Origin of the sequence: Rossellomorea sp. RS05, assembly GCF_039822645.1 — a bacterium.
GTDB classification, from domain to species: domain Bacteria; phylum Bacillota; class Bacilli; order Bacillales; family Bacillaceae_B; genus Rossellomorea; species Rossellomorea marisflavi_B.
On sequence record NZ_JBDKWY010000001.1, the window covers coordinates 1,408,141 to 1,432,945 of the forward strand.

At 48.7% G+C, this 24,805-nt stretch carries 29 protein-coding genes; 4 read left to right on the top strand and 25 right to left on the bottom strand.

Going from position 1 to position 24,805, the window contains the following annotated elements:
* Window positions 1-4: 4 nt before the first annotated feature.
* From ABJ225_RS07360 to gpr, 11 genes are all read right to left on the bottom strand, one after another.
* On the bottom strand, window positions 5-757 hold the full coding sequence (locus ABJ225_RS07360) for a 16S rRNA (uracil(1498)-N(3))-methyltransferase (RefSeq protein WP_218246238.1): 753 nt from the start codon (window positions 755-757) through the stop codon (window positions 5-7).
* Between the two features lies 1 nt (window position 758).
* Complete coding sequence (gene prmA / locus ABJ225_RS07365; protein WP_347319203.1) at window positions 759-1,703, bottom strand: 50S ribosomal protein L11 methyltransferase; 945 nt, start codon at window positions 1,701-1,703, stop codon at window positions 759-761.
* A 25-nt stretch (window positions 1,704-1,728) separates the two neighbouring features.
* Window positions 1,729-2,865, bottom strand: a complete 1,137-nt coding sequence (gene dnaJ / locus ABJ225_RS07370; protein WP_347319205.1) for a molecular chaperone DnaJ — start codon at window positions 2,863-2,865, stop codon at window positions 1,729-1,731.
* A 144-nt stretch (window positions 2,866-3,009) separates the two neighbouring features.
* Window positions 3,010-4,839: a molecular chaperone DnaK gene (dnaK, locus tag ABJ225_RS07375; RefSeq protein WP_142128743.1), complete on the bottom strand. Its 1,830-nt coding sequence runs from the start codon at window positions 4,837-4,839 to the stop codon at window positions 3,010-3,012.
* Window positions 4,840-4,874: 35 nt separating this feature from the next.
* A complete protein-coding gene (gene grpE / locus ABJ225_RS07380) occupies window positions 4,875-5,438 on the bottom strand; it encodes a nucleotide exchange factor GrpE (RefSeq protein WP_218246240.1) in 564 nt (187 codons plus the stop codon).
* Window positions 5,439-5,483: 45 nt separating this feature from the next.
* Window positions 5,484-6,518 (bottom strand): heat-inducible transcriptional repressor HrcA, encoded by a 1,035-nt coding sequence (gene hrcA / locus ABJ225_RS07385; RefSeq protein WP_142128745.1) that lies wholly within the window; start codon window positions 6,516-6,518, stop codon window positions 5,484-5,486.
* Between the two features lie 85 nt (window positions 6,519-6,603).
* The gene (hemW, locus tag ABJ225_RS07390) at window positions 6,604-7,731 is read right to left on the bottom strand and encodes a radical SAM family heme chaperone HemW (RefSeq protein ID WP_347319208.1); all 1,128 of its coding nucleotides are present in this window, start codon (window positions 7,729-7,731) and stop codon (window positions 6,604-6,606) included.
* Window positions 7,732-7,841: 110 nt separating this feature from the next.
* Window positions 7,842-9,674 (bottom strand): translation elongation factor 4, encoded by a 1,833-nt coding sequence (gene lepA, locus ABJ225_RS07395; RefSeq protein ID WP_056535245.1) that lies wholly within the window; start codon window positions 9,672-9,674, stop codon window positions 7,842-7,844.
* A 94-nt stretch (window positions 9,675-9,768) separates the two neighbouring features.
* Complete coding sequence (locus ABJ225_RS07400) at window positions 9,769-10,107, bottom strand: DUF3679 domain-containing protein (RefSeq protein WP_347319210.1); 339 nt, start codon at window positions 10,105-10,107, stop codon at window positions 9,769-9,771.
* A 16-nt stretch (window positions 10,108-10,123) separates the two neighbouring features.
* Window positions 10,124-10,834, bottom strand: coding sequence for a stage II sporulation protein P (spoIIP, locus tag ABJ225_RS07405; protein ID WP_347319212.1), 711 nt, complete (start codon window positions 10,832-10,834; stop codon window positions 10,124-10,126).
* Between the two features lie 135 nt (window positions 10,835-10,969).
* Window positions 10,970-12,082 (bottom strand): GPR endopeptidase, encoded by a 1,113-nt coding sequence (gene gpr, locus ABJ225_RS07410; RefSeq protein ID WP_347319214.1) that lies wholly within the window; start codon window positions 12,080-12,082, stop codon window positions 10,970-10,972.
* A gap of 190 nt (window positions 12,083-12,272) precedes the next feature.
* Here gpr and rpsT point away from each other — a divergent pair, with 190 nt between their 5' ends.
* Window positions 12,273-12,524: a 30S ribosomal protein S20 gene (gene rpsT, locus ABJ225_RS07415; protein WP_048006153.1), complete on the top strand. Its 252-nt coding sequence runs from the start codon at window positions 12,273-12,275 to the stop codon at window positions 12,522-12,524.
* A gap of 59 nt (window positions 12,525-12,583) precedes the next feature.
* Complete coding sequence (locus tag ABJ225_RS07420; RefSeq protein ID WP_347319216.1) at window positions 12,584-12,745, top strand: hypothetical protein; 162 nt, start codon at window positions 12,584-12,586, stop codon at window positions 12,743-12,745.
* On the opposite strand, the gene ABJ225_RS07425 is transcribed toward ABJ225_RS07420, so the two are convergent.
* Window positions 12,730-13,005, bottom strand: a complete 276-nt coding sequence (locus tag ABJ225_RS07425; RefSeq protein ID WP_347319218.1) for a hypothetical protein — start codon at window positions 13,003-13,005, stop codon at window positions 12,730-12,732. The two genes, ABJ225_RS07420 and ABJ225_RS07425, sit on opposite strands and share 16 nt — an antisense overlap.
* Window positions 13,006-13,082: 77 nt before the next feature.
* Window positions 13,083-14,102, bottom strand: coding sequence for a DNA polymerase III subunit delta (gene holA, locus ABJ225_RS07430; RefSeq protein WP_347319220.1), 1,020 nt, complete (start codon window positions 14,100-14,102; stop codon window positions 13,083-13,085).
* A gap of 295 nt (window positions 14,103-14,397) precedes the next feature.
* On the opposite strand from holA, the gene ABJ225_RS07435 reads away from it, so the two are divergent.
* Window positions 14,398-14,532: a YqzM family protein gene (locus ABJ225_RS07435; protein WP_048006155.1), complete on the top strand. Its 135-nt coding sequence runs from the start codon at window positions 14,398-14,400 to the stop codon at window positions 14,530-14,532.
* Between the two features lie 136 nt (window positions 14,533-14,668).
* Here ABJ225_RS07435 and ABJ225_RS07440 read toward each other — a convergent pair whose 3' ends face one another.
* The 11 genes from ABJ225_RS07440 to ABJ225_RS07490 all read right to left on the bottom strand — a co-directional run bounded on the left by ABJ225_RS07440 (window position 14,669) and on the right by ABJ225_RS07490 (window position 23,376).
* Window positions 14,669-16,942, bottom strand: coding sequence for a DNA internalization-related competence protein ComEC/Rec2 (locus tag ABJ225_RS07440; RefSeq protein ID WP_347319222.1), 2,274 nt, complete (start codon window positions 16,940-16,942; stop codon window positions 14,669-14,671).
* Complete coding sequence (locus ABJ225_RS07445) at window positions 16,935-17,498, bottom strand: ComE operon protein 2 (protein WP_347319224.1); 564 nt, start codon at window positions 17,496-17,498, stop codon at window positions 16,935-16,937. Before ABJ225_RS07445 ends, ABJ225_RS07440 begins: the two co-directional genes overlap by 8 nt.
* Window positions 17,499-17,585: 87 nt before the next feature.
* Window positions 17,586-18,200 carry a helix-hairpin-helix domain-containing protein gene (locus ABJ225_RS07450; protein ID WP_286188248.1) on the bottom strand — a complete coding sequence of 205 codons (615 nt, stop codon included), beginning with the start codon at window positions 18,198-18,200 and terminating at the stop codon, window positions 17,586-17,588.
* 144 nt (window positions 18,201-18,344) lie between these two features.
* Entirely contained in the window at window positions 18,345-19,100 is a 756-nt protein-coding gene (locus ABJ225_RS07455; RefSeq protein ID WP_347319226.1) for a class I SAM-dependent DNA methyltransferase, read from the bottom strand.
* 3 nt (window positions 19,101-19,103) lie between these two features.
* Complete coding sequence (gene rsfS, locus ABJ225_RS07460) at window positions 19,104-19,448, bottom strand: ribosome silencing factor (RefSeq protein ID WP_048006159.1); 345 nt, start codon at window positions 19,446-19,448, stop codon at window positions 19,104-19,106.
* Window position 19,449: 1 nt separating this feature from the next.
* Window positions 19,450-20,016: a bis(5'-nucleosyl)-tetraphosphatase (symmetrical) YqeK gene (gene yqeK, locus ABJ225_RS07465; protein ID WP_056535226.1), complete on the bottom strand. Its 567-nt coding sequence runs from the start codon at window positions 20,014-20,016 to the stop codon at window positions 19,450-19,452.
* Window positions 20,009-20,578, bottom strand: a complete 570-nt coding sequence (locus tag ABJ225_RS07470) for a nicotinate-nucleotide adenylyltransferase (RefSeq protein ID WP_347319229.1) — start codon at window positions 20,576-20,578, stop codon at window positions 20,009-20,011. The genes yqeK and ABJ225_RS07470 overlap by 8 nt, the downstream gene beginning before the upstream one ends.
* Window positions 20,579-20,585: 7 nt before the next feature.
* Complete coding sequence (yhbY, locus tag ABJ225_RS07475) at window positions 20,586-20,879, bottom strand: ribosome assembly RNA-binding protein YhbY (protein WP_056535224.1); 294 nt, start codon at window positions 20,877-20,879, stop codon at window positions 20,586-20,588.
* Window positions 20,866-21,714, bottom strand: coding sequence for a shikimate dehydrogenase (aroE, locus tag ABJ225_RS07480; protein WP_347319231.1), 849 nt, complete (start codon window positions 21,712-21,714; stop codon window positions 20,866-20,868). The genes yhbY and aroE overlap by 14 nt, the downstream gene beginning before the upstream one ends.
* A gap of 10 nt (window positions 21,715-21,724) precedes the next feature.
* On the bottom strand, window positions 21,725-22,825 hold the full coding sequence (gene yqeH / locus ABJ225_RS07485; protein ID WP_347319233.1) for a ribosome biogenesis GTPase YqeH: 1,101 nt from the start codon (window positions 22,823-22,825) through the stop codon (window positions 21,725-21,727).
* Entirely contained in the window at window positions 22,822-23,376 is a 555-nt protein-coding gene (locus tag ABJ225_RS07490) for a YqeG family HAD IIIA-type phosphatase (RefSeq protein WP_048006164.1), read from the bottom strand. Before ABJ225_RS07490 ends, yqeH begins: the two co-directional genes overlap by 4 nt.
* A 332-nt stretch (window positions 23,377-23,708) precedes the next feature.
* Between ABJ225_RS07490 and sda the strand changes: the two genes are divergently transcribed.
* Window positions 23,709-23,849, top strand: a complete 141-nt coding sequence (gene sda, locus ABJ225_RS07495) for a sporulation histidine kinase inhibitor Sda (protein WP_048006165.1) — start codon at window positions 23,709-23,711, stop codon at window positions 23,847-23,849.
* Window positions 23,850-23,884: 35 nt separating this feature from the next.
* Here sda and ABJ225_RS07500 read toward each other — a convergent pair whose 3' ends face one another.
* Entirely contained in the window at window positions 23,885-24,670 is a 786-nt protein-coding gene (locus tag ABJ225_RS07500; protein WP_311284433.1) for a phosphatidylserine decarboxylase, read from the bottom strand.
* Window positions 24,671-24,805 lie beyond the last annotated feature (135 nt).

Genomic DNA, 24,805 nt, shown 5'->3' on the forward strand with positions numbered 1-24,805 from the left:
GCCTTCACCTCATTAATTCTAATTGATAGCTGATGGCGGACAGAGCATAAAGAGGGGCGGTTTCAGTCCGTAGGATCCTCGGTCCGAGGCCACATGGGATGAACCCGTTCTCCTTGCATAATTCCACTTCACTATCGGTCAAACCGCCTTCCGGTCCGAATAGGATCAGGACCCTTTGTGAAGGCTTCAACTTCGAGAGTACGTTTGAAAGATTGCTTTTTTCTCCCGCTCTTGATTCTTCTTCATATGCCACTAGCTTGTAATCATACCCCTCGGCTTCCACAAGCAATTCTTTTAGCGTAAGCGGGGAAGAGAGGTCGGGAATCAGTGTCCGGTGCGACTGCTCGGCCGCTTCCTTCACAATCTTCTCCCAGCGCTCGACTTTCTTCTTCCCCTTCTTTTCATCCCATTTCACAATGGAGCGTTCTGCTTTAAAAGGGATAAATCCCGAGGCGCCAAGCTCGGTTCCCTTTTGAAGGATCCATTCCAACTTATCCCCTTTCGGCAAACCGCTCGCAATGGTGACTAAAATTGGCATTTCCTTCTTGTCCGACTCCCATTCTACAATCGATACATCGACAGCGTCACTGGAAATCCTTTCAATTTTACCGATGGCAGAGGATTGGTCAGGGAAAACAACGAAAATCTCGTTGCCTTCCTGCATCCTCATCACACGTACGATATGATGATGGTCCTCTCCTGAAATGGAGATCCATTCCCCATCCTGATAGGGTTGCTCTACAAAATAGCGCTGCATATCAATTCACCGGCTTCTTCGCGATGATGGCCACCCAATCTTCCATCACCATGACTTCTTCCACTTGGAATCCAGCCTCTTCAAGGGCGTCACGTACCTGCTGTTTCTTCGGCTGGATGATCCCTGACGTAATGAACGTTCCGCCAGGCTTCGTGAGGCGATAGGCATCCTCTGTGAACCGAAGAATGATTTCAGCCAGGATATTGGCTACAATCACATCCGCTTCTTCTGTGATGCCTTCAAGTAGGTTGTTCTCATCTACGGTCACGATGTTCTGAACCTTATTGAGCTTGACATTCAAGCGTGCCGAACGCACGGCTACCTCATCCAGATCATAAGCGTTCACACGTTGTGCCATCATGAGGGCTGAAGCAATGGATAACACACCGGATCCGGTCCCGACGTCGAGTACATAGTCGTTTTCCTTCACTGTCCGCTCAAGGGCCTGGATACACATGACCGTGGTGGGATGCGTTCCCGTACCAAATGCCATACCCGGGTCGAGCTCGATGATGAGTTCGTCACTGTTGACCGGGGTATACTCTTCCCACGTCGGCACGATCGTCACCTTATCAGAAATCTTCACCGGATGATAATATTTCTTCCATGCTGTGGCCCACTCTTCCTCGTTCACTTCGGAAATCTCCACTTTGTTCTCACCGATATCAATGTCATATGTGACGAGATTGGTGATGCCCTGCTTAATTTCCTCAACGGTTTCACCAAGGAAGCTGTTGACCGGCAGATAGGCTTTGACCAATACACCTTCATTCGGATAATCCTCAGGGTCGAGTTGGTAGATCTCCCCGAATACGTCTTCCCGTTCTTTGATCAGCTCCATCGGATCTTCAATCACGACACCGCTGGCGCCTGATTCATGAAGGATATTGGAAACTGGTTCGATTGCTTCGTTCGTTGTAAGGATACTGATTTCTGACCATTTCATGTTTCTCTACCAACTCCGTTCTGAGTTATTCACCTTTGAAGGCTTTTTTCACTTTATCAAAGAAACTTTCATGCTGTTCATCCGGTACCTGCCCGCTGATATCGGCAAATTCCCTTAACAGCTGTTTTTGTTTTTCCGTAAGCTTGGACGGAGTGACGACCTTGATCAGGACGTGCTGGTCCCCTGTGCCGTAGCCCCTTACATTCGGAACACCTTTTCCTTTTACGCGGAAACGGGTTCCCGTCTGCGTGCCTCCAGGAACTTTGAGCTTCACCTTGCCGTGCAATGTCGGCACCTCGATTTCGTCCCCGAGTGCTGCCTGTGCGAATGTAATCGGCATTTCGCAGTAAACGTCATCTCCATTACGTTCGAAGAAATCATGGTTCCGCACGTGGAACACAACATAGAGATCTCCAGCCGGTCCACCGTTGATGCCCGGTTCACCTTGACCGCTCACACGCAGCTGCTGTCCATCATCGATTCCTGCAGGGATCTTGACGGAGATTTTACGGCGTTTTTGCACTTTGCCGTCTCCTCCACATGTCCTGCACTTGTCTTTGATCTGTTTACCCGTTCCATTACAGTGATGACAAACGCGTCGGTTGACAATCCGTCCGAATGGGGTGTTCTGCTCCACATTCAGCTGACCGGAACCTTGACAGTGGGAGCAAGTTTCCACTTTCGTCCCGGGCTTCGCCCCCGAACCATGGCAGGTATCACATTCTTCTTCCCTCAGAATCTCGATTTCCGTGTCTTTTCCGAAAACCGCTTCCTCAAAGGAAAGTGTCATGGTGTACTGCAGATCGGCTCCTGCCCTTGGGGCGTTCGGATCGCGTCTTCTGCCACCGCCTCCGCCGCCTCCGAAGAACGTATTGAAGATATCTTCGAAGCCTCCGAAGCCGCCTCCGAAGTCTCCTGCTCCACCGCCGCCGAATCCCTGGTTCGGATCGGTATGTCCGAATCGGTCATACTGTGCCCGTTTCTGATCATCGCTCAGTACTTCGTACGCTTCTTTGACTTCTTTGAACTTATCTGCAGCATCCGCTTCTTTATTAATATCAGGATGATATTTTTTGGAGAGTTTGCGGTATGCTTTCTTCATTTCTTCTTTCGAGGCGCCTTTATCGACACCGAGAACTTCATAATAGTCCCGTTTACTCATTCAAACACCACTCCCGAATCCTTTGCATAAAGGTTATTTTAACATTGGGGGAGATCGATTATCAATAGAAACCCTCGGATCCCTCCCCATAGAAAAAGCCAAAGCCAAGAACCGTCCTGACTTTGACTTTTTTCAATGGTTGATTTATTTCTTTTCGTCGTCTACTTCTTCGTACTCAGCGTCTACGACATCATCGTTCTTTGCGTCTCCTCCTTCAGCTCCCTGTGCAGCCTGGGCTTCAGCTTGGGCTTGCTCATAAAGCTTCATGGAAAGGTTCTGAACAATTTCTTGAAGTGCATCTTTCTTCTCACGGATCAGGTCAAGATCGTTCTTCTCGATCGCTTCCTTCAGTTCAGCTTTCGCCTCTTCCGCTTTTTTCACTTCTTCTTCGTCCACTTTACCTTCAAGGTCTTTTAGCGTTTTTTCCGTTTGGAAGACAAGTTGGTCTGCTTCGTTGCGAAGTTCAACTTCCTCTTTACGCTTCTTGTCCGCATCGGCATTTTCTTCTGCTTCCTTCACCATGCGTTCCACTTCATCGTCTGAAAGGCCGGTTGATGATTTGATTGTGATGTTTTGCTCTTTACCTGTTCCAAGGTCTTTCGCGCTTACATTCACAATTCCGTTTTTATCGATATCGAATTTAACTTCAATTTGTGGAACACCACGTGGTGCCGGTGGGATATCCGCAAGTTGGAAACGGCCAAGCGTTTTGTTATCCGCAGCCATCGGGCGTTCACCTTGAAGGACATGGATATCAACGGCTGTCTGATTGTCAGCGGCTGTTGAGAACACTTGTGATTTAGATGTCGGGATTGTCGTGTTACGATCGATGAGCTTTGTTGATACGCCACCCATTGTTTCGATACCGAGTGAAAGTGGGGTTACGTCGAGAAGGACAACGTCTTTGACGTCACCAGTCAGGACTCCACCTTGGATGGCAGCACCCATTGCCACAACTTCATCCGGGTTAACGCCTTTTGAAGGCTCTTTTCCAGTTTCTTTGCGAATCGCTTCCTGAACGGCAGGAATACGAGTTGATCCACCAACAAGGATGATCTTGTCGATTTCACTTGCAGATAGACCGGCATCTTTCATCGCTTGGCGAGTAGGTCCCATTGTGCGCTCTACAAGGTCAGAAGAGATTTCTTCGAACTTCGCACGGGATAGAGTCACTTCAAGGTGAAGTGGTCCAGCTTCCCCAGCTGTGATGAACGGAAGGGAGATTTGTGTGGACGTGACACCAGAAAGGTCTTTTTTCGCTTTTTCAGCCGCATCTTTCAAGCGTTGAAGAGCCATTTTGTCTTTTGAAAGATCAATGCCGTTTTCTTTTTTGAATTCAGCTACGAGATAGTCGATGATGACTTGGTCGAAGTCATCCCCACCTAGACGGTTGTCACCTGCAGTTGAACGGACTTCAAATACTCCATCGCCTAGTTCAAGGATGGATACGTCGAACGTACCGCCACCAAGGTCATAGACAAGGATCGTCTGGTCTTCATCCATTTTGTCAAGGCCGTAAGCAAGTGCTGCTGCCGTCGGCTCGTTGATGATGCGTTCCACTTCAAGGCCAGCGATTTTACCCGCATCCTTCGTTGCTTGACGCTCGGCATCGTTGAAGTAAGCAGGTACAGTGATGACCGCTTTATCAACTGTTTCACCAAGATAGTCTTCAGCGTATGATTTCAAGTGTTGAAGGATCATGGCTGAGATTTCTTGAGGCGTGTAGTCTTTACCTTCTGCTTCCACTTTGTGGGCAGTACCCATGTGACGCTTAACGGAAATGATGGTGTTAGGGTTTGTGATTGCTTGGCGTTTCGCTACTTCCCCAACTTGTTTTTCTCCATTTTTGAATGCGACAACAGAAGGAGTCGTACGGTTACCTTCAGCGTTGGCGATAACTTTTGGTTCTCCGCCTTCAAGTACGGATACGCAAGAGTTTGTTGTACCTAAGTCGATTCCGATAATTTTACTCATCGTAGAAAAACCTCCCTGTATTCATATGTAGTGTATTATTGATTCACTTTCACCATAGATGGACGGATGACGCGGTCCTTCAGCTTGTAGCCTTTTTGGAACTCTTCGACAACCACGTTGCTTCCGTATGCTTCGTCTTCAGTCTGCATGACGGCTTGATGCATATGCGGATCAAACTCCTGTCCTACAGCATCGATCGCTTCCACGCCTTCTTTTTTGAGGGCTTCGATCAGGCTTCTGTGGACCATTTCCATCCCTTGGAGAAGGGTTTTGGTTTGATCGTTATCCGCTTCTATATTCAAAGCGCGTTCAAAGTTATCGAGGGCCGGCAATAATTCAGTGATCAATGCCTGCGAGCGATACTTTTCCTTCGCTTCATTCTCAGCATTTATACGGCGACGGAAGTTATCGAAATCCGCTCTGAGGCGAAGATAGCGATTTTCGGATTCGTCAAGCTTCGCCTGGAGCTCGGACAGTTCATCAGTTGCTTGGTCTTCCTGAGGTGCTTCTTCAGCGAATACCTCTTCCACTGTTTCTTCATTGTCCACTTTCGGCTGTTCTTCATTCAATTCTTGATCATTCTTCGTTTCTTCAGACAATTCGTTCACCTCCTTAAAATAAATGTGACTTCTACAATATAGCCACTAGCTTTTGCTTTGATACAGCTTGGTCAGCACCTTGGACATATCCGTTGAAAAGAAGTCGAGGAGGCTGATCACACGGGAATAATCCATCCGTGTCGGACCGATGATGGCGATCGACCCCAGCTGCTCCATCCCGATCGAATAAGTGGCTGTGATAAGGCTGCAGTTTTCCATGGCGAGATTGTTATTCTCTTTCCCGATCTTGATGCTGAGCCCGGACCCTGAAGGACGGATCAGATCGTAAATGCTTTCTTCCTGATCAATCATCTCAAGTAGGAGCCTGACTTTTTGTATATCGTTGAATTCAGGTTGGTTCAGCATATTCGTCTTCCCGCCGAAGAACAGTTTATCTGTTCCTGACAGATGGAAGTCATCAAGCATGGAATGTAGGATGCTATCATAGCTTTCGATATGCCGTTTCAGCAGGATGGCAACTTCCTTGAAGATGCGGTCGTTCAGCTCACTGAGGGGAACGCCTGTGAGGCGATCATTCAGGATATTGACGAGCTTTTCAAGGTCACTCGCATCCATGCCCGGCGGCAGGGCCACCGTTTTATTCTCCACATGACCGTTTTCAGTCACGATGATGGCGATCGCCGTTTCACGGTTAAGCGGAATGAGCTCGATTTTACGGAGTTTGTTCTCCTTCACATCTGGCCCGAGGACGATCGTAGTATAATTGGTTAAATCGGAAAGGATCTTGGCTGATTTCTGAACCACTTTCTCCAGCTCATAAATCCTCTCGGAAAAGATCGAACGCAGTGCATTCACTTCATTCTTCTCCAGCTTTTGCGGAGATAGAAGATGATCGACATAGTACCGGTACCCTTTCTCGGAAGGGACGCGGCCTGAAGAAGTGTGGGTCTTTTCAATGAACCCGAGTTCTTCTAGATCAGCCATCTCGTTCCGGATCGTTGCCGAGCTGAAGGAGATTTCATCCTTCTTCGACAGGCTCCGGGATCCGACCGGCTGAGCCGACATGATAAAGTCGTCGATAATGACTTGTAGAATAAGAAGTTGTCGATCTGTTAACAACATTCATCACCCCTGTTAGCACTCTTAGATACTGAGTGCTAAATCTAATAATAAATTATCAAATCATGATAGGGATGTCAATATTTTAGATCACACCAAGGAAAGATTGAAATACTTCATTCCCCAGGAAACGTCCCTGCTTCGTGAGACGGATCCGATCACCTGCAACCTCGAGGAGTCCCTTACCCGTCATCTCCTCCAGCGCATCGGGGAAGATGCTTTCGACGGTCGCACCGAATTTCTCTTCGAATCTCTTCCTGCTGACCCCTGCTGTCTTCCTTAAACCGAGGAACATCTCTTCTTCCATCATCTCGCCCTTGGTCACATCATGTGACTGGATCGTCGGTACCTCACCCATGCTCACAGGTTCCATATATTTCTTCAATGGACCGTGGTTGGAATAGCGCACTCCGTTTATATAACCGTGTGCACCGGCTCCTAAACCAACATATTCTTCATTATCCCAATAAACAAGGTTATGAAGGCTCTCAAAGCCTTCCTTGGCAAAGTTGCTGATTTCATATTGATGGATGCCATACCGTTCCATCGTCTGGATGAGCACATCGTACATGGCGGCCTCCTGCTCCTGTGAAGGCAGGGACAGCTTTCCTTTTCTCATCAGGTTGTAAAACACCGTTTTCGGTTCCACGATTAGGGAGTATGCCGAGTAATGAGGCAATCCAAGATCGAGGGCCTTCGTCAGGGTGTCCTTAAAATCTTCTTCCGTCTGCTTCGGCAGGCTGTAGATCAGATCGATGCTGATATTTTCAAAGCCGACCTTCTCAGCGGCTTTGACGGAAGTGTACACGTCTTCACTCTTATGCGTCCGCCCGATCGACTTCAGCAGGTCATCATTGAACGACTGTACACCGAAGCTCAATCGGTTTACACCATGGTCCTTCAGCACCTTCAGCTTCTCTTCCCCCAGATCTCCGGGGTTCGCTTCGAACGTGAACTCCCCTCCTGAGAACGGGAGATGCTCATTGATTTTTTCGGATAGGTATGCAAGCTGGCGTGCATCCAGGGATGTCGGGGTACCCCCGCCAACGAAGATCGTATCGAGCTGTCCTTTCTGCCTCCGCAGTTTCATTTCTTCTCCGAGCCGCATCAAATACTCATCGACCGGCTGGCCTTCAAGGAACACTTTATTAAAATCACAGTAGTGACAGATATGTTCGCAGAAAGGGATGTGGATATAGGCTGATTTGGCCATTGATATCCCTCCTATTTCAACTCATAGAGAAAGGGGGTAAGCGCCGAATCATCCGACGCTTTCCCCCTTCCCCCTGTATGTGTGCGCCCCCATCCGTTGGGGGTTGGTCATTATTTTGAATCCGTGTCGTCCATTTTCAGGACGGCCATGAATGCTTCCTGAGGCACCTCGACGGAACCGACGGACTTCATTCGTTTTTTACCTTCTTTTTGTTTCTCGAGAAGCTTACGCTTACGGGAGATGTCCCCGCCGTAACATTTAGCCAGTACGTTCTTGCGGATGGCCTTGATGGTTGAGCGGGCAACGATTTTTTGTCCGATCGCCGCTTGGATCGGCACTTCGAACTGCTGTCTCGGGATGAGCTGCTTGAGCTTTTCCACAATGAGTTTCCCCCGTTCGTAGGCAAAGTCCATGTGGACAATGAAGCTCAGGGCATCGACGTTCTCTCCGTTCAGGAGGATGTCCATCTTCACAAGCTTGGATTGCTTATAACCAATGAGTTCATAATCGAAGGAGGCATACCCTTTCGTATTGGACTTCAATTGATCGAAGAAGTCATAGACGATTTCCGCCAGCGGAATTTCGTAGACGATGTTGACGCGCGTATCATCCATGTACTGCATGTCGATGAAGTTCCCACGCTTATTCTGGCATAGTTCCATGACCGCGCCGACATAATCATTCGGTACCATGATGGTCGCCTTTACGTACGGCTCCTGTACATGATCAACCTTCTGAGGATCCGGCATCATGGATGGATTATCGACGCTCAGGCTCTCTCCATCGGTCAGTTGTACATGATAGATAACGCTCGGCGCCGTCGTGATCAGGTCGATCTTGAATTCCCGCTCGATCCGTTCTTGGATGATCTCCATATGAAGGAGTCCAAGGAAACCACAGCGGAAACCGAAACCGAGTGCCTGGGAGGTCTCAGGTTCATACTGCAGGGCCGAGTCATTCAGTTCAAGCTTTTCAAGGGCTTCACGTAGATCATTGTATCGATTTGAATCGATCGGGTACAGACCGCAGTAAACCATTGGGTTCATGCGGCGGTAACCTGGAAGTGCTTCTTCAGCCGGGTTGTTTGCAAGGGTGATGGTGTCCCCCACACGGGTGTCCCCAACATTCTTGATAGACGCGGTCAGGAAGCCTACATCCCCGACGGTAAGCTCCTTTAGTCCAGTTGGTTTCGGTGTGAAAACGCCGACCTCTGTGACTTCGAATTCCTTGCCGGTTGCCATCATACGGACCTTATCCCCGACTTTGACGCTCCCTTCCATCACACGGATGTAAGCGACGACGCCCCTATATGCATCATAGAGGGAGTCAAAGATCAAGGCTTTCAGTGGCGCATCGGGATCACCCTGTGGAGCAGGTACTTTCTCCACGATCTGCTCGAGGATATCCTCGATTCCGATTCCCGCCTTGGCAGAAGCGAGGACCGCATCCGATGCATCCAGTCCGATGACATCTTCCACTTCCTGTCTGACCCTTTCAGGATCTGCCGCAGGGAGGTCAATCTTATTGATGACCGGCAAGATTTCAAGATCATTGTCCAAAGCCAGGTACACGTTGGCAAGGGTCTGTGCTTCGATCCCTTGTGCTGCGTCAACAACGAGTACGGCCCCTTCGCACGCTGCAAGGCTTCGGGATACTTCATATGTAAAATCGACATGTCCCGGAGTATCAATCAAATGGAAAATATACTCCTCGCCGTCTTTCGCCGCATATTTCAACTGAACTGAATTCAGTTTGATAGTAATTCCGCGCTCTCTCTCAAGGTCCATGGAATCGAGCAGCTGCTCTTTCATTTCACGGGCGGTCAGCGCTTTTGTCTTTTCAAGGATTCGGTCAGCCAAGGTCGATTTCCCATGATCGATATGCGCGATGATGGAAAAGTTCCTGATCCTGGACTGTCTGTTCAATTTTTCTTCACGATTCATTCTATGTTCAACTCCTGTAAATTCCACACATATACACTAGTTTGAATTATAGCAGTACCATCTGCAATATTCAATGTAAACTGAAGCCGCCAGATTATATGAGTGAACTGAGGAAGTCGAGGAGCTTATTGGTAATGCCCTCCACCATTCCTGCGATGGTCTTACCGATGGACGAAAAGAAATTATAGGCTTTCATTTCCTCAAGCTTTTCCTTCTTTTCTTTTAATGTCTTCCCCTCGACATCTTTTCCCAATACGGTTGCTTCAATATTCCCTTCATTATCCTCCGAAACCTTTACCGGTGCGGAGAAGGCATCCTCATGCTGTGCGCCTTTCGTTTCTACAATCCCATCATTGGCATATTGCATTCCGATCAGCACGCCGAGGAATAAGGCCACCGCCAAAACAAGACATTTCAATGTGAACATCTTCATGAACGCCCTTCTCCTTTCATCTTTTCGTTCCACCGTTCAGGTAATCAGCGTATGCTTTTGAAAAAGCGCGGGCAGACCGTCCGATCTCTTCGGCCGTATTATCTACCCCTCCGAATTCCAGGAGGAGGGAGTGACCCGACAAGTCCTGATTGAATACCCCGTTTGTATCCGCACCGCTTTTGAGGATGATCCCACGGGTGATACCGGGGGAGGCAGACTCAAGTTCTGAGACCATTAACTGGGCAAATTCAAGGTTCTTCTTATACCCTGGTTGATCCTGGCCGATGACAAAAGCAATCCTCGCATAGGGTTTATCTTGGATGGTGACCGTGGAGACGGAAGGACCCACAGCGTCACGATGGATATCCAGGAGTGTGACCGGCTGTCGATGACTGAGGATCACAGGGATGAGGATTTCCCTCGACTTTTCATAGGCCCTGCCGTACGGAATGTTTTGTTCAAGAAGCCTTTTAATCACATCCGTACGGTCGATTTCCGCTTGGACACCCTCTTTTTCCAGCTCTTTCTTGATCATGACCCCTGCGTCCATGACCGTACTTCCGTCCCCATAGGCCTCCTCTGAATGGGTGAAATACAAGAACACTTTTACTTCAGGCGGATGACTGTAGAAATGTCCGGCAGGGATGAGGGTCAGGGTGAATAAGAGAAGGGCAGGCTTTTTGAAAAACCGTGTCAGAGAACAATTCCGATTACTTTCTACCATCATCAGGCACCTTCTTTCATGCCTCTCACTAGTATTTCTATTCATCTGATAGAGATGATAGAACGGCAATTAGTAGCATTATCGGGAATTCCCCTCGGATTTAAACCCCCATGCAAAAAACCCCCTCTGGGCAGGGGGCTATCTCGTTTTGAATCCGGTATCGTCCTGGTCGACTGCTTCATGGAGTGCGGCATTCAGCCCGTTGGCGATCAGGTTGGCCATATCTTCGATGAACACATCCACTTCCTTCGGCGTGACCATGAGATTATGGCCGATCGGGGCCAGGACTTCATGGATCAGCTTCCTTTTCTCATCATCACCGAGGTTTCCGACAACTCCCAAAAATGTTTGCCGGTGAGCTTCCTCCGGCAGGTCATCATCGGTAAGCTTGCGTCTTTCGCCAAAGCTGAGTCCGGCCGGGGCAAGGGACCGGGACGGCCGGTCTCCTTCCCTCATCTCTTTGCCGAAATGCTTCAATAGAAAATCCACTGTATCGCTGACAATCGTGACGGCATCGAGTACAGTCGGAACACCGATGGCAAAGACGGGTACCCCTAGCGTCTCTTCATCCAAGCCTTTCCTTTTGTTCCCCACACCTGAACCTGGATGTATTCCCGTATCCGAGATTTGAATGGTCGCATTTACACGCTCAATGGATCGCGAGGCAAGAGCATCGATGGCGATGATAAAGTCCGGTTTTGACTTTTCCACCACACCGAAGATGATATCGCTCGTCTCGATTCCTGTAAGCCCCATGACGCCTGGGACGATGGCGCTCACGGAGCGATACCCTTCCTCGACGGATTCAGGCTGAAGTCTGAACAGATGCCTGGTCACGATGACATCTTCGCACACCCTTGGTCCCAGAGAGTCCGGCGTCACATTCCAGTTTCCCAGCCCTACAATTAAGCAGCTGGCGTCTTTCGCGATGTTCTTGTTCTCGATGAATCGTGAAAATTCCCTTGCAAATATTTTCTCGACCCGTTGCTGGAGCTCTGTGTCCTCTTCACGAATGCCAAAGGCTTCAATGGTCAGATAGTTCCCGGCCTTTTTTCCGATTTTCTCTTCGCCTTCCTTTGAAACGGACACGAGGGAGACTTTCACATCGTCTTCTTCCTTTTCTTTGATAATGACCCCGGATATTTCAGATTGATCCTCCCCCTGGTCGGCGAGTGCCATCTCCCTTGCTTCAACGGCGAGATCAGTTCTGACTTCATAAACGTTTAAATCGAGTTTTTCTTCCTTTTTCATGCGCGCGTACCTCCACGTCTGGATTCTTGCTATTATATTTTCCTTAAGGCCGCCGCTTCATTCACCCGTTTAAATTCATCCTGAGTATTGCAATCTGCCGGTGCGTTTGATAAAATATCACTTGTTCTTATTAGTTAGGAATATACACGAGTCAAATAGAATCTCGAACCTTTTGTAGGAGGTGACAGAAATGCCAAACATTAAATCAGCTATCAAACGCGTGAGAACAAACAACGAACGCAACGTTAAAAATGCAGCTGTGAAATCTTCAATGCGTACTGCGATCAAGAAAGCAGAAGCGGCAGCTACTAATAACGAAGATAACGCACAAGAACTAGTGAAAGTAGCCGTGAGCCAGCTTGACAAAGCAGCTCAAAAAGGTTTGATCCACAAAAACACTGCGGATCGCCAAAAAGCTCGCCTAATGAAAAAAGCGAACTAATGAAAAAACCATTCCGTTTTACGATCGGAATGGTTTTTTTGTGTTTATAGGTGCTTTTTTTGAAGATGGGGGATGAGGTGGAAGTGGTCCGTTCCTTTTCGCTGCAGGGGCTTGCTTTCCGCGGGGAGGAAGTCGAGCCTCCACAGCTGCGCCTCCGGGGTCTCGATCATTCCTCTTTTCCCGTCAGAGTCATGCCCCTTCTGCTTCAATCCACTCTGTGATTCTTGATAAGGGTCCCCATAAAGTCAACATCCTGCTTCGAGTCTTGAATGTTGACTTTATATGAAGAGAGGCTCATTGGAACATTGATCGTTCCTTTCCGCTGCAGGGGCCTGCTTTCCGCGGGGAGGAAGTCGAGCCTCCTCAGCTGCGCTTCCGGGGTCTCGAGCTTTCCTCTATTCCCGTCGGAGTCTAGCCCCTTTCGCTTCAATCCACTCTCTGATTCTTGATGGGGTTTCCCTTGAATGAAACATTCTGCCAATCAATTCTTGTACGTTCCGGGTCTTGATAAATGATCGTATTAATTATTCATATTGTGCTTGTCATGCTTTTTCCTTTTCACAGCGCATGCAGCTTCAAAAGGAAGAGTTCGATCATGAGTTCTTTTTTGATTTTTCCGGATTTGATTTCGTAATCTCCCTGTGAGAGGAGGTCGATGATGCGGGATAGCTGTGTGTCGTCGAAGTGTTTTGCCTGGCCTGCGGCGAGCTTCACCCTGAATGGGTGGACTTTTAGGTTGGTGGCGATTTTTTGTTGGCCGTAGCCTCTTCTCGATAGCTCCTTCACTCCATAGATCAAGCGGAACTGACCGGCAAGGATGGCCAGGATCTTTAGGGGCTCTTCGTTCTGCTTCAAGAGGTCATAATAGATCCTGAGTGCCTCATCGGTACGCCTTTGGACGACCTTGTCGACGAGGGCGAAGATATTTTGTTCAAGAGAACGGGCCGTGAGCTTTTCTACGACGGCTGCATCGACGAGGTTCGTGTCACTTGCATAGAGGGACAGCTTGTCCAATTCCTGAGTGAGCATCATCAAATTGGTCCCGGCAAGGTTGATGAGGAGTTCCACTGCTTCTTCATCGATCTGGACCCCATGCGTCGTGGCGCGCTCCCGGATCCACGATTTCAGCTCCTGTTCCGACAGTTTTTTCGCCTCGACCACCTCTCCGGCTTTTTTCAAGGCTTTCGTGATCTTTTTGCGCTCATCCAGCTTCTCATAGTGGGCTGTGATCACAAGGATCGTGTATGGGGCCGGTGACTGTATGTAATCTTCCAGGCGCTTTACGTTATGCTCCACTTTCCCCTTTGATTTCTCAGATGTGAGGAAAATAGGGTTCTGAAGGATCACGACTCTCCTCTCTCCCATGAATGGAAAGGTTTCGGCATCTTCAATCGCTACTTCTACCGGTGTTTCTTCCAAATCATAGGTTGAAAAGTTGAAGTCCATTTCCTCTTCCGTGATGGCATGGGATATGATCCTTTGCCGGGTTTCGTTAATAATAAATGATTCATTTCCGTAAACTAAGTAAATCGGGGAGAATCGGGCATTCTCTATTTTCTTCCAGATATCGATAACCAAGACAGCACTCTCCAATATTTCTTTCTATCCCTCTATGGTAGAAAAGCTTTACCCATTTGGCAAGTGGAAAAGGGGACGCCCGCCGTAAAGGACACCCCCTATATCTATATTAACGCGACAGCAGAAGACCTAGGAACCTTGAGCTGCAGCGGTATTTCCCTCTTGTAGATTAGTGTCACCCCATGCCTCGGTCTTATGGGTGACAACTCTTGTCAGTAAAGGAAAATGTAAAGTGAAAGTATAGATTTTTACCGGGTGATGCTCTATACTAAAATAGAAATAGGAGGGGTAAAAGTTGAATCAATTCGAAAAGAACGTACAATCGAAACGTAATGATGCAGTAGATTCAGGCGTCGGCTTTGTTGTCTCTTTTGGCTTCTTCGCTGTCATGTTCGTAATTGCAACCGTTATCAAACTCATCGGTTCATAAAAGAACAGGAAGGAGGCAGACCAAAAAGGGTCACGGTTCTTCAATTCCCGTATATGGTACTCACCGAAGTATCCTACACATGACTTGAAGCTCCATGACGCTTTTACCGGTCTGCTTTTTTTTTCATACTCCCATCCTATGGTCGGTGGGCAGAAAACGTTCCGCTTCCCCTCCAAAAACGATAGGTCACCGCCCCATCTTCCGCTGTGTTGTAGATTATTACGCCACCATTCTCCAGGCGAGCCACCACATCGGGGTGCGGATGTCCGAATCGATTATCCTTGCCGGCTGAAATAATCGCCACTTTTGGGTCCACCGTTTCCAAAAATTCAACCGACGTGCTTGATGCACTTCCATGGTGACCGACCTTCAGGACGTCCGCTTCAACGTTATACCGGCGGATCATCTTCCGTTCCCCGCTTTCTTCCAAATCTCCGGTGAAGAGCCATTTCATCCCGCCGATATGGGCATAAATCACAAGGGAGTCATCATTCCCCTCATACACAGCGTCATCGGGTGAAAGGATCGAAAACGAGCTACCACCCGCCTGCCACTCGTCCCCCATCTTCGCCTCCCGGACTTCACTTCCTTTTGCAGCCAACATGACTTCCTCCATCACTTCCTTTTGAGCACTTCCCGGCGAAATCCACACTTCCTTTACTTTCATCCCTTCCAGTACATCCACCGCCCCGCCTACATGATCAAGATCTCCGTGGGTAAGAATCAGTTTGTCGATCGATCCGATGCCCTTGCTTTTCAAATAAGGCAACACGATATCCTTCCCCGTTGAGAAGGCCTTCTTCCTCTCCTCCCACTCTTCCTGAGGGAAAATCAGATTCCCTCCTGTATCGATCAGGTATGTCCCCTGGTTAAAAGGGAGATCGATAAGGATCGAATCCCCCTGCCCGACATCAATGAACGAGATTTCACCGTACGGGCGAAAGCTATTCCACATGAGATGGAGACTGATAAACAAAACAGGGATTACAGCGGATTTGATCTGTCTCCCCTTTTCCATGAGCATGAAACCAACCCAGATGATGACGAAATAACCACCCGTCACGATTGCATGGGGCCTGCCAAGAATGAGCGTACTGAACGGGAAGGACGCAAGGAAAACAGAGAATCGATCCGTCCATCCAAGCAAGGATTGATAAAGATCCATAGCAAAAGGAAGATGAAAGCCCATGATCGTGACAGCATACAGAATGAAAGCCGCAGGGAGGATGACGAGGGAATAGAGTGGAACGTACAATAAATTCGTCACAAATCCGATCACGGAAAACTCAAAGAAATGATGGAGGATGAAAGGTATAGATGCCACCTGGGAAACGTAGGTCACCTTAAAGGCCTGAAGAAGGGTCGAAGAGCTCGAGAGGATCCGATTGGAGGAGAGGACGAGTGAAAAACTGACAAAGAAGGACAGCTGGAATCCGGCATGAAACAAGAGGAAGGGGTCATAAAAGACCATTACGCTGAAGATGATACTGAGACTATCGAGAGTCTTGATTCCAAGGAAGGCTTTTTGCCCGAGGAGGATGACGATGAGCATGGACGAAGCCCTCACGACAGATGGTGCGGCACCCGTAAGTACCATATAACCAAGAAGGAACACGATCACGACCCACCCTGCTCGTTCTTTCCGCAGTCCCGCACGGAGAAGCAGGAAGAATACACATGCCGAGATGAGCCCAACATGAAGGCCCGAGATCGCAAGGAGATGAACAACTCCAAGGGCCCTGTATGCTTCCATAGTCTCTTCTGCTATCTCCCCCGTATCTCCGAATAGCAGGGCCTGGGTGATGCCGACCGCTTCAGGGGGAAAGCCTGAAGCAATCAACTTCAATCCCTCTGACCTGACCTGCACAAGCTTGTCACTCCAACTGTTTGCTGGCACGCAGGTGCTGAAAGAATCGACTTTAAGGGTCCAATAGGTCTTCTGCTGATACAGATACTCCTTGTAATCGAATAAGTTGGGGTTCCCGCTCCCGTTTGGGGCCTTGAGTTCTCCCGACACGGTACAGGATGTTCCTGGGGATATCGATGAGAATAGTTCTTTTTCTGATAGGGATGACAAATAATAGGTGAGGGCTACCGACTCCCCTCCTGTGTCAACGGGAGAAGAAAAGCGGTTTCCATCAATGGATGGGATGTTCGTGAAGGTGATCAGGAAAGTGGTTTGATCTGGAGAAAGGATGCTGAAGCGGCTGTTCTGTTGGTAGAGTCCGTTCAGGTATGAGAGGAAGATAAGGAAGCAACAAAAGAAGATCCGGGGGGATTTCCGCAAGAATAAGGAGAGAAACAGAAGGGAAAGAACGAAAGCACCCCAAACCCATTGAAGTGCCAGAAGCGTCCCTGCCAACACGGAGATCCCTCCGTACAGAAAGAACTCCCTATCGACTCTATTCATTGAATAGTTTCATATATTCCTGTTCATAGTGGCTGACTTTTTCTTCATCAGCCCCGCATGCTTTTAGGTCTGCAATCATCCCGGCGATCATGTCTGCTTTTTCACGGTGGTGCACATCGATGCTGTTTTCATCGAATTGAACCTTTTCCACCTTGATCCCTGCCTGTTCAAATAGCTGGATTGCATAAGGATGGTTCTTGTAATCTTTCGCATAATAAACCGTTGTGATGCCCGCTTGGATAATGGCTTTGCAGCATTGCAGGCAAGGAAAATGTGTCACATATATATCGGACTGTCCTGAACCGACGCCAAATTTCGCACATTGGAGAAGGGCATTCATCTCTGCGTGGATCGTGCGCACACAATGGTTATCGATCACATAGCAGCCTTCGTCGATACAATGATCCCCTCCAGCGATGGAACCATTATATCCTCCTGCAATGATCCTTTTATCCCTTACAATCGTTGCACCGACGGCAAGCCTTGTACAGGTGCTCCTAAGTGCCAGCAAATGGCTTTGCGCCATGAAATATTGATGCCACGCAATTCGTTCCATTGTTACTCCCCTTTTCTACTAAGATTCGTCTATCGCCGGCTCAACCGACCTTGTACTAGTGTAGTCATAGATGCGTCCAACGTCAATTCATTGAACGGTAATCAATTCTTTCAGTCGTTCAAATGTCTTCTCTCCGATGCCCGATATGTTCTTGATATCTTCCACAGACCTATAGGGTCCATTCTCTTCGCGGTATTGAATGAACGCGGCTGCCTTTGAAGGACCGATACCAGGGAGTGTCTGGATCTCTTCTGAGGTGGCTTGATTGATGTTCACAAGTTCGCCTTCTCCACCGTTCGTGCCAGAAGGAGAGCCCGGTGGAAGGGGCGTCTCCACTTCTCCTTTCTTCGGTACATAGACCATCATTTCGTCGCTCACCTTCAAAGCTAAGTTGATGGCATTGCGGTCAGCGTCTTTCGTGAATCCGCCTGCCATTTCCACGACGCCATCGACTCTTTCATGGGGAGACATCTCATAGAGACCAGGGCGCTCTACCTGCCCTTTGATGTCAACGAAGATCTTGTCATCGGTCGTGACCGTATCAGCGGGTTGAGGAGCTTCGATTGCAGATTCTTTTGCTTCGATGGCCATGGGAGTTCCCTGTTGGGGTGGTGAAGGTTTGAAGAGAAGGAAGAGGGACAGGGCCGCAGCGCCTGCCAGGATGAAAAGGAGAGTCCGGTATTTCTCAAATAAGTGTATCAAGAGATCACCTCTTATGGGGAATATTGATCGTGGTCTTAAAGTGAGGAGGAGGAAGAATTGCCGTGGTACATGTTCCATTCGACACCATGTGAGAAAATCCTGCTTTTTCCCTCAAAATTAAAAAACCTGATGATGCGATGATCATCAGGCTTCCGTATTCTTCGCGCATGTAAAGAAAATGCGTTCACTGTCTTCTCTTGGAGACTCATCACGGTAATCGGCCGTGATTTCCTTCACGATGAATCCTGCTTCCTCGAGCCAGGCTTGATAGCGCTCGACCGGATACGTCCTTTGTTTGTGAAGCTCTTCCACCCTCTCATAGAGACCGGTCGCTTCCTGACGCACAAAGAAGGTCAGTTCGTGCTCGACGCTATGGGGATATTCACCTTTGAAGCTTTCCCAGATATACGAAACCTCTTGGTCGGTCAAGGTGAAGCTTGATTCCATGAAGATCTCATCCATCTTGAAGAGGGAGTGGACATCAAACAAGAAGACACCATCCTGCTCTAGATGAGCATGGACGCTCTTGAACGTATCCTTCACACTTTCCTCGGTCTCCAGGTAGTTCAAGGAGTCACAAAAGATGGTCACGACATCATAGGAACCGAGCCCATCAAGGGCGGCCATATCCTGATTGAAGAGCGGAAGGGCGACGCCCCTGCGTTCCGCCTTCTCCCTGGCGACCATGAGCATGTCTGAGGATAAATCCACACCGGTGACGTCATAACCAGATTCTATGAGTTTCAATGAAATCTCGCCCGTCCCACAAGCGATGTCAAGGACCCTGTTGCCGCCATTACCATACCGTTCACCATGTGTCCGGAGGAAATCAACCCATCCATCATACGGAACATCTTCCATGAGGTGATCATATATGTAGGCAAATCCTTCATAGCTCATGGGTCAGCTTTGTTCTACTTCTACCAATGAAGCATCTCCCCACAGGCGCTCAAGGTTGTAGTAGCCCCTCTCATCTTTGTGGAACACGTGGGCAACGACATCCCCAAGGTCGACAAGGATCCAGCGGGCCTGGTCGAACCCTTCCAAACGGCGTACTGTGTGGCCGTTTTCTTCAGCTGTATCCTTCAGTTCCCGGGCAATGGCCTGTACCTGTTTATCAGAGTTCCCGTGGCAGATAAGGAAGTAATCCGCAATGAGGGAAACACCCTTCATATCAAGGACCACGATATCTTCTGCTCGTTTATCATCTGCGGCTTTGTAAGCCAATTCTACTAATGTCTGTTCCATACTAACTCCTCCTATCGAAGATCAATCCGTTATAAAATCTGAATGTGTCCGGATGGATCGCCTGGTTCTTTTTCATTAAGAATGTCATGGTATTGCGCAGTGAAGCGATCAGCGCTTCGTCAAGGGATGTTTCTGCCATCGCCCTGACCTCCTCTACCCCTGGAAACTGACGGTTCGGTTCAATGTAATCAGCAAGATAAACGACCTTATCAAGGACGGTCATCTTCCTCTTACCGGATGTATGATTCCGTATTGCCTCCAAGACTTCGTCATCATCGATGCCTACTTCTTTTTCAACAAGATAAGCGCCGACGGGTGCATGCCATAGCTCCGCATTATAGTCCAGAAGATCGTCACCCAGGTGATGAGAAAGAATGATTTCTTTCATCTCATCTTTGTCCCTGAACTTGGCATAGTCGTGAAAGATGGCCGCAACCTCTGCCTTTTTCACATCGGCGCCGTATTTTGCAGCAAGGTGAATGGCGGTTTCCATCACACCGCATGTGTGAATGTACCGATGTTCCGTTAAATGTTCTTTCACGATCGAAAGGGCTTCTTCCCTATTCATACAGTTTCTCCCCCTTTATCAATCGATAGACGTCATCTTGAACAAGATAGCGGAATGACCGCTTGTCTTTCGCAAGGTTTCTGATCGTGGATGAAGAAATGTCGATGGCGGGAATATCCAATGACGTTATCTCATATGGACTGTCAGTAGAATATTGTGGACGGTTTACACCAATGAACGTGATGGTTGAGAGCAATTCATCGATTTCCTTCCAGTTGGGAAGGTATTCGACCATGTCCCCACCGATGATGAAGGAAAATTCATGGTGAGGATACTTTTCCCTCAGAAGCCTCATCGTTTCATACGTGTAGGAAGGACCTTCCCTCTCCAGCTCGATCGTCTCGACCCTAAAGTGGGGATGCCCCTTGATTGCTTCCTTGATCATGGCCACGCGCTGAATAGCCGTCACATTGCTCTCCATCACCTTATGGGGAGGGACCGCGTTCGGCATGAACCAGACTTCGTCCAACCCGGCTTGATCCCTTACCTGTTCGGCCACGATGAGATGACCCATATGGGGCGGATTGAATGTACCGCCCAAAATCCCGATCTTCATGTTCATCACGACCTTATCTTGGAAGGATTATCGCCTTGTTTTCTTTAGATTCCTTATATAGGACGACCGTATGGCCGATGAGCTGCACAAGCTCTGCCCTCGCTCCTTTTGAAAGGGCCTTCGCAACGTCATGCTTGTCCATTTCACAGTTCTGCAGGATGCTTACCTTCAGCAGTTCCCTGGCTTCAAGTGCTTCTCCGATTTGGTTGATCATATTCTCATTCACTCCGCCCTTGCCGACCTGGAAGATCGGGTTCAAATGATGGGCTTGTGACCGTAGATATCTTTTCTGTTTACCTGTTAACATGTTGACCTCCTAGTTGCTTTAAAACGATTTTTTTCATAGTTTCTGTGTCAGGGGTGACCCCCGTCCACTTCTCAAACGCCAGTGCCCCCTGGTGAACAAACATTTCGAGACCATTCTGCGTTTGAGCCCCAAGCTCCCGTGCCCGTTTCATGATGGCTGTTTCAAGGGGGTTATAGATGATGTCACTGAATAGGCTGCCATCCTTCACCGAATAGAAGGCAAGCGGTGAGTAGCCGACGTCCGGGCTCATCCCGATCGAAGTCGTCTGGATGATGATGTCATACCTGTTGACCGCTGCTCCCGCTTCATCCAGGGGGATGAATGAAGAAGAGATGGCGAACGGACAGGCTGCAATCATGTCCGCTGCCCTTGTTTCGGTGCGATTGGCGATGTCGATATGCTCCACCCCGATGGAGGCGAGGCTGTAGAAGATGGCCTTTGCGGCACCGCCTGCTCCGATCATCAAGACGGACTTGTTTGTCACATCACCGGTCAGTGCCTTCTGCAATCCTTCGACATATCCCGGACCATCTGTATTATACCCTGTCAGCACCCCGTTATCGTTAACGATGGTGTTGACCGCACCTATGGCTTCCGCAAGGGGATCGATGCGATCAAGGAGCTCCATCACGGCGACTTTATGGGGCACGGTGATATTCACACCGCGGATCCCGAGCGCCCTTATGCCTCCGATGGCCTGCGGAAGGGCGTCGGGGGTGACGCGGAATTTCATATACGTGCCTTCGAGCCCGGAATCCTTCAGTGCTGCTTGATGCATGACCGGGGACATGGAATGGGCAATGGGGTCACCGATGACCCCGTATAAGTGATTCATGATAATCCCCCTAGATCAATGATTTTCTTAGGAAGACGCTGACCCCTTTCGGTACATGGGCAGCGATGTAAGCTCCCGGTTCGTTCACCGTGATCCAACCAAGTCCGGAAAACACGATATCGGTCTTCCCTTCCTTGATCTTGAATTCATGCTTCACAAGCTCAGGGAACGTATCCATATCCTCGATGCGGGGCGGCTGAAGCAGCTCACCGGCATGATTTTTATAGAGCTCGTCTGCTTTTTCCACCTTCGTCCGGTGGATATTCAGCTCATTGGAGAAATAGCAGGTGAATGCCTGACGGTCTCCCTTCAGGAAATCGAAACGGGAAAGCCCGCCAAAGAATAGCGTTTGCTCCGGATTCAACTGGAACGTCCTCGGCTTGATTTCCTTCTTCGGTGTGATGATCTTCAAATCACCCTTGTTCACAAAATGGGCCATCTGATGATGATTGATGATTCCCGGTGTATCGATCAGGTATTCGTCTTCCCCGAGTGGAATTTGGATCATATCCAAGGTCGTTCCCGGGAAATGCGATGTGGTGATGACGTCCTGTTCCCCTGAAACCTGCTTGATGATGCGGTTGATGAACGTGGACTTCCCTACGTTGGTACATCCGACCACATACACATCACGGCCTTCACGGTACTCTTCGATGGCCTGGATCGTTTCTTCGATTCCCTGGCCGCGTGAAGCACTCACCAATTTGACATCGACGGGCTTCAGTCCGAGCTGTTTCGCTTCATGCTTCATCCACTGGGTAAGCTTTGAATGCTTGACCGATTTAGGAAGAAGATCGGCTTTATTCCCCACAAGGAGGATTGGATTCGAACCGACGAAGCGGTGAAGCCCCGGAAGCCAGCTGCCGTTGAAATCAAAAATATCAACGACTTTGACGATCAACCCTTCTGAATCGCCTATTTCATTGAGGATTTTCAGGAAGTCGTCATCCGTAAGGGGAACGTCCTGCACCTCATTATAATGCTTCAGCTTGAAACAGCGCTGACAGATGACTTCATCCTTCTTCAAGGAAGATGGGGGTGCATACCCCAATCCTTCCTTGTCTTCCGTCTGAATCTCGACTCCGCAGCCTATACATACAACTTGACTCACTTTTTATCCTCCCAACCGATCATGCCTTTTCGTTTGAAGAAGTTCATGATCCTTCTCTCGACTTTGCGATTAAATTTCGTCATAAATCCGTCCGACTGAGCCACAGGAACGACCAGAATGGTATGAAAGCCGCTCCGGTTCCCCCCCAGCACGTCAGTGAGCAGCTGATCGCCGATCACGACCGTCTCCTCTTTCCTGACATCCATCTGCCTGATCGCCCGTTTGAATGCCCGTCCCATGGGCTTGCGCGCCTGGAAAATGAACGGGACACCGAGGGGATCGGCAAAAGACCCGACGCGCATCCTGTTATTATTGGAAACGATCGTCACAAGGATCCCATGTTCCTGCATCTCCTTGAACCATTGGATCAGCTTCGGGGTGGCATTCGGGCGGTCCCACTCGACCAAAGTATTGTCAAGGTCCGTGATGATTGCCTTGATTCCTTTTTCTTTCAGATCCTCCGGCCGGATCGCAAATATATCCTGTACCTGTTCATCAGGCAAAAATTGTTTTAACAAAGCAAACACCTCATATTTATAGTCATTTGACATCTCAGTCTTCCGCACGCTTACTGTATAACAGATTAATGATAACCAATTTCCCCATGACTTTCAAAGTAAACCCGCATGTATTCATTGGAAGGGGAAAATATGTGAGGAAAATCAAATATTTTTCGACAAAATTCAACTTTGCTCTCGACTGTGGATAACGTTATACACATTATTCACTTACGAATCACCCAATATTTTACCAGTTGTATACAGGTTAACCACAAGATATCCACGGAGACATGTGGATAAAGGAACAGTTGTTCTGTCTTTTTAATTTTGGTAAAGTTTAGTTACAGCAAGAGCACGGTAGTAAAAGTATGGGAGGTGGAGTCATGAGGAAATTATCCGATGAATTGTTGATCGATTCCTATTATAAGGCCAGAGAATTAAATCTCAGCAAAGAATTCATTCGCCTCATCGAAATGGAAATTCACCGACGTTCCCTTACGAATAAAATCAAGGCTTCATCTTAATACGGATAAACGGGACGGATGCTCATCCGTCCCGTTTATTTTGACATGAAGCTACCCAAATGCTCCCCGACCCTTACTTCACGAGGGGCGGTATCCCCGTCGAAGGAGAAGCGGCCTTTTTCAAACAGAAGGATCACGGTGGACCCGAAGCTGAAGTAGGCGACTTCCTCGCCCTGGATCCATTCGTTCCGATCCACGACGTAATCGACACTGTTAACGAACATGGCCCCGACTTTGACAACGGCCATCCTTCCTCCGGGATGACGCAGCTCCGTGATGGACCGATAGTTCTTTGATAAGGTTTCCTTTCCGTAACGGAGGCCGAGTTCGTTGACGGGATAGGAGTGCTTTCCGAGCTCCCATCTGCCGATGACCTCTCCGTTTGCCGGACTGTGGATGCGATGGTAATTCGCAGGGCTCAGGTAAAATACGGCGAAGGATCCCCCCATATACGGTGCTGCTTTCTCATCAGAACCCAACATATCCAGGATGGAGTAAGGCTTGCCTTTCACCGTTACTTCGAGCTGATCCGTGATCACACCCGTTTCTGCCATGACACCATCCACGGGACTGACCACAGCGGCCTCCCCTGCCTGGATCGTCCGTGCGCCCGGTTTCAGTCTGCGGATGAAGAATTCATGAAGACTCGGATAGAGTTCGATGGACTGCTCCATTTCTTCCGTATTGATCCCGTAGGTTTTGGCAAACGAAGGGATCAGCTTCCTGCTTGCTTTTGATCGAACAAACCGACGGAGCAAAAAAGAGGACCACTTTTTATTCGTCAGTTCGATGCACAACCGGTAAAGAGATTGCTTCAACAACTTCCAACTCCTTTATCGTCAACAGGGATGGGCACAGCCCAAAAGTCCCAGACATTTGAAAAAAAGTACGATTTTTGAAAAACCCTTAACGTTCACAGTTTAATAAGTATATAATAAAACAATGTCATATACTAT